General features: G+C 36.6%; 5 protein-coding genes. 2 read left to right on the plus strand and 3 right to left on the minus strand.

What is annotated here, in order from left to right; translation table 11 throughout:
• Nucleotides 1-426 precede the first annotated feature (426 nt).
• Complete coding sequence (locus L6N96_00220; protein MCP8322591.1) at nt 427-1,338, minus strand: hypothetical protein; 912 nt, start codon at nt 1,336-1,338, stop codon at nt 427-429.
• Between the two features lie 510 nt (nt 1,339-1,848).
• On the opposite strand from L6N96_00220, the gene L6N96_00225 reads away from it, so the two are divergent.
• A complete protein-coding gene (locus L6N96_00225; GenBank protein MCP8322592.1) occupies nt 1,849-2,817 on the plus strand; it encodes a nucleotidyltransferase domain-containing protein in 969 nt (322 codons plus the stop codon).
• Between the two features lie 154 nt (nt 2,818-2,971).
• Here L6N96_00225 and L6N96_00230 read toward each other — a convergent pair whose 3' ends face one another.
• Entirely contained in the window at nt 2,972-3,439 is a 468-nt protein-coding gene (locus tag L6N96_00230) for a pyridoxamine 5'-phosphate oxidase family protein (protein MCP8322593.1), read from the minus strand.
• Between the two features lie 189 nt (nt 3,440-3,628).
• Here L6N96_00230 and L6N96_00235 point away from each other — a divergent pair, with 189 nt between their 5' ends.
• The gene (locus tag L6N96_00235) at nt 3,629-4,327 is read left to right on the plus strand and encodes an FAD-binding oxidoreductase (GenBank protein ID MCP8322594.1); all 699 of its coding nucleotides are present in this window, start codon (nt 3,629-3,631) and stop codon (nt 4,325-4,327) included.
• A gap of 63 nt (nt 4,328-4,390) precedes the next feature.
• Here the strand turns inward: L6N96_00235 and L6N96_00240 are convergent.
• A partial coding sequence (locus L6N96_00240; GenBank protein MCP8322595.1) for a GNAT family N-acetyltransferase occupies nt 4,391-4,930 on the minus strand: 540 nt, incomplete at its 5' end.

Here is a 4,930-nt window from a genome sequence, read left to right on the forward strand (position 1 = left end):
GAGCTCTTAAGGGTTCAAAAGATTTCTTAAAAATCCTTTTAGGAATCCTATGAGTTGGATTAGGACTCACGCTCAGAATCAATAAATGATGTTTTGGTGCCCCCTCAAAAACCTCTAAAAACAGTTCATAAGGTTTCCTAAAAATTCAAAAGATGTTCAAAAAAATCAAAACCCTAAATAGGGTACCCTATATACATACTATACTTGAATTTTTGGTAAACCTCCTTTCCAATCACCCCAATATCCTTTCGACTATATCCTGCATAAGCATTGACCTCTTTCCTGCCAAGGTACCAAACTGAATTCCAATTAAGCGCTGGCTGGAAATCCTTCCTTTTGATAGCCTGAGTTCATTTGTTTAATGATTGGTTTTAGATCTTGATTTTGAATGGTAAAATCATAGTGCGAAACAAAAAATTATAGATCCTATAGTTTTTCTGCAAGTAAGATTGAATGGGTTCTGTGGGGAATTTGAAGATCTCTTATATTTACGAAACCGGTCTCCTTTATTATATCGGATATTTCTCCTATAGAATAAGCTCCAACCATAAGGTTGAAAAGAGCTGCAGATAACGGTCCAGTTTTCGTATCATTTAGGAAGAAATCTCTTATTACTAGGAGGCTATTATCAGCCATGCTCCTAAAAGCCTTTCTAAGCTTCATCTCCGCCTTACTTCCAGGCCCATGAAGGATATTGGACATCAAAACTATATCGTTCTCTTGACCGAACTCGTCCCTGTCCCAATCACCTTCTCTGACTGCAATCCTATCGGACATCTTGGAATTTTCAATTAACTTTTTAGTTATAGGAATCGTTTCTGGTAGATCAAAGATTACAGCTCGTAGCAAGGGATTGTGTCTACATAATATAATAGAATATGTTCCTGGTCCTCCACCCACATCGTATAACATCCTTTTTCCCCTGAGATCTAAATGAGTTGCGAGTTCTTCTGCTTCACCTCCCATAGCTACATCATGCATAGCCATAATGAATCTTCGATGCCCATCACCTTTTTCTTCTGAAAGCCTTTTTCCACCAATTAATTGTTCTACGTTGCTCCAGTATTTCCAAAGATCTGAAGTATGATCTATCCAATTTCCTTGATAAAATGGTTTGTTCATAACAAGATATTTATTACTGAATTTGGAATTTCTATATCTGCCTTCTTTATGTAAGATTAATCCTAGGGAACAGCATGCTATGAGAAGCTTTTCCGTCATCTCAATGCTACTATTGCATCGTATTGCCAATTCCCTTGCCGTTAGAGGTTCTTCTGAAAGTATTGTAAAAATTCCAAGTTTATTTGCTATTTGAAGTACTCGGGATGCTCGAAACATCCAAGCTAATTCCCTTAACTGATCGATATTCCTTATCATATTAATTTCAGACAGAATTAAGAATATTATTATGAAGATTTATAGATAATGGGTGTAGATTCATTTTATATCTGAAGAAGATATACGGATACGGTTCAGAAAATTAACACTGGTACTAATTCGGGATCTTCAACGCTATAATTTTTCTTATTCTTTCCTTCTGAATTAATGTTACCTATTTGTCCTATCCTTGTATTCGTATTTTTATTGACTAAAGCTTACATTTGACAGATCTTATAGAGGTACTTTTTCCCAAATATTTTCCAAAAAATAATGCCTAATACAAGAGCCATGATGACAAGGAGGATTGTACTTATAGGCGCAAAAGAACAATGCGACTTATATCCCAACATACTCACTTTACTCGCATATCCATCCGCAATTACAGTAATCACCGCAAATACAGAAGATGCAAAATTATTATTATAGCCTTTAGACGAGAACATTGATTGAATTAGAGGGATTATAGCATTGATCTTTAAACCGAAAAATGTGGAGGATGACGCTTGGATCAAATTATTGGACAAGCTGGATGAAATTTCAAGTAATGAATATGTCGACCATGACATCTGCCTTATAGGTAGCTATGCTAGAGGCGACGCCTCTAGCATAAGTGATATAGATCTGGTTCTTTTTTCGGAGGGAGAGCCTAATCTTAAGAAAACCGAACTTTTCTATATCGATCATAAAATCACATCGATATTTTCTGTTAATATTAATAGTCTTTTACAGACTGAATCACTTGATTTCTATAATGTAAACAATCCCTTTGAAGCTGAACTAGTTTACGGAAATGGAAAAGTGCTCAATGCGTTTAGAAATGGATTATATGGAAAGATGATAGATTTAGATGAAACAAAGAAAATTGTTGGTCAAACTTTATCGAGGAGGCTTAGGTCCGCTTTAAGAGATACAATAAGAGACTACGGTGAAGGAATTCGAAATATGAGAGGATGCCTTGCGAAGTTGAAATTGTACCTTAAACTTCATAGAAATAAGACTGATCCGTGGTCAATGATACCTTACCTCTATAAGCCTGAAGACGAGCTTGAAAAGCTAATCGATCGATTGTACTATTCCCTGAACTACGAAGAACTTTCATCGAAGTTGGCGGAGCTTGATTTACAGGATTTAATGGGAAAGGCTTTCAAAAAACAGCTTAAAACAATGGGAGATGTTGTTAAAAAAATGAAAAGGGAGATTGAATTTGCTGGCAAATATATTGAAAATTATTTGAGCCTATATCTGGTAGTTGAAGAAAAAGTCAGATCCTTATTGTGGGAAGAACTGCCTGAAAGATGGAGGATAAATGAACTAAACAATGGAGTAAATCATTCTAAAACTAAAATAATATGCAAAGATGAGATGGTTTGGTGGCGAGTTTCAATGGGCGAGGGCGATCACCTTAAGCTTGAAAATTTTGAGAAGGTTCAATTCTGACTCACAAAATAATGTATGATTAAGTGAAAAGAAGTGACGTAGTATAAGAGTACTCTGGATTGAAGTTATTTTACGAATAAAAGAATTCAATATAAAATATACCTAAGCTAAGCAAGATAAGTTTGCATACAAATCTTCCATATATCGTAAACTTTCAATCTCCTTTTCTCCCCGTCATCTCGATGATGTCAATCCATCCCACATACATGTCAATTTCAGCCCTTTTTGTCTCCTGACCTCCCATCTCTAGGTGCATAGCTGCCATCTTTGATGGGGGCCACTCTGATTCAAGTACCTTCTGAAATACATTCCTTATGGTTTCAGTATCGTTTGCGACTGTGACTTTGCCGTATACAATGACACTTTTCCAAGAGCCATCTTCTCTTAGTAAATCGACTTCGAAACAGACTTGGGGATTTTTCTTGATATATTGTATTTTTTTACCGTTAGGGGAATGAAAATATATCTTCCCTTCGTCGTACCAATATGTTACAGGAACTACGTAAGGATTATTGTTATCCGATAAACCTAGTCGCCCTACTTTGGACGTTGAAAGTAATTCATCCATTTCGTTCTTGCTCAATATTCTTGGTTTACGATGATATTTGATTATAGACTCCATTTGATCTTTAGTTAACTTTTTCATATTTGATATGAAATTTGAAGTATTATTTAAAATGAGGGATCATGATAAGTGATCTTGAAAGACAAAAGACCTAAGGTGATTGAAGATATGAAAGCCACATAAATTAGAAATAAACCATTAAATCCCTTAAAAATAACTTATTTAATATCGATGGTGAGACCTATTTTGAAGTTTGAGACGAATGTAAAGGAAATAATATTGAGAACACATGATGTAAAAAGTTTCAGATTCCCTAGACCTGAATCTTTCAACTATAAGCCTGGACAATTCATGTTCTTAACTATAAAAATTGGAGAAGAGGAAGAGAGGAAGCATTTTACAATTTCAAGCAGTCCAACTGAAAAGGATTTCATAGAATTTACCAAGAAGCTCACTGGACACAGTTTTTCAGATGCCCTAGACGCCTTAAAAGTAGGCGATTGGGTGGAAATAGAAGCTCCCTACGGTAACTTCACTTTTGAAGGAGAATTTACAAAGATCGGTATGATTTCAGGGGGCATCGGAATAACACCATTTAGGAGTATCTGTAAATATTGCACGGACATGCTCTTAGAAACTAAGATTACCCTCCTCTATGGGAATCATACCGAAAAAGACATAATCTTTAGGAAAGAGTTTGAGGAGATGCAAGAGCAAAATAAGAACCTAAAAGTTGTGTTTACAGTTAGTGAGGTCTGTGAGAGTTGGACTGGCTACACGGGAAGAATAGATATAGGGATAATAAAGAATGAAGTGCCAGACTACAGGGAGAGGGTATTCTATATCTGTGGACCCCTAATAATGATTAAAGCCATGGAGAACCTACTAGAAGGCCTTGATGTACCTAGAGGGAATATCAGAAAAGAGATCTTTCCAGGCTATTGACAAGTTGAATCTCTGACAATTTATTTATTTTATGCCAAACATAAGCTCGATGGCTTTCTGAATTTATTTGATACTTTTTACCATGTAAGGTCCTTCCGATCTATAACCGAGCCTTCTGTAGTATTCTTTTGTTCCTATGGCGCTCATCACGACCATAGTCCTTACACCGAACTCTTCTTCAGCTATTCTCTCCGCCTCCCTCATCAACATGGCTCCAAAACCTTTGTGTTGGTAATCGTAGCCACTTCTCTCTCCTATCGGTATCATCTTTCCGTAAACGTGTAACTCCCTTACCAGGCACGATCTTCTAGTAATCTCCTCTCGATGTGCCCTTTCAGAAGGATACCTTAACCTTAGGAATCCAATCAAAGCATCATTGATAACATCCTCGTAAGATATGAAAACTTCTACGCCCTTTGATGCCTTGTAATCTTGCCTCAAAAGTCTTATTTTCTCTGGCTTGACATCAATTCCATACTTCAATCTTTTGATTCCTACTTCGCGGCACCTTATACATCGGCACTTATGCCCCATTCTCGATAGCTCTTCTTGAACCAACTCCCTAAGATTGCTCTTCTTGACCCCTGCTACTATCAGCCTTGC

The organism is Candidatus Methylarchaceae archaeon HK02M2, from assembly GCA_024256165.1.
Taxonomy (GTDB): Archaea; Thermoproteota; Nitrososphaeria; order Nitrososphaerales; family JACAEJ01; genus HK02M2.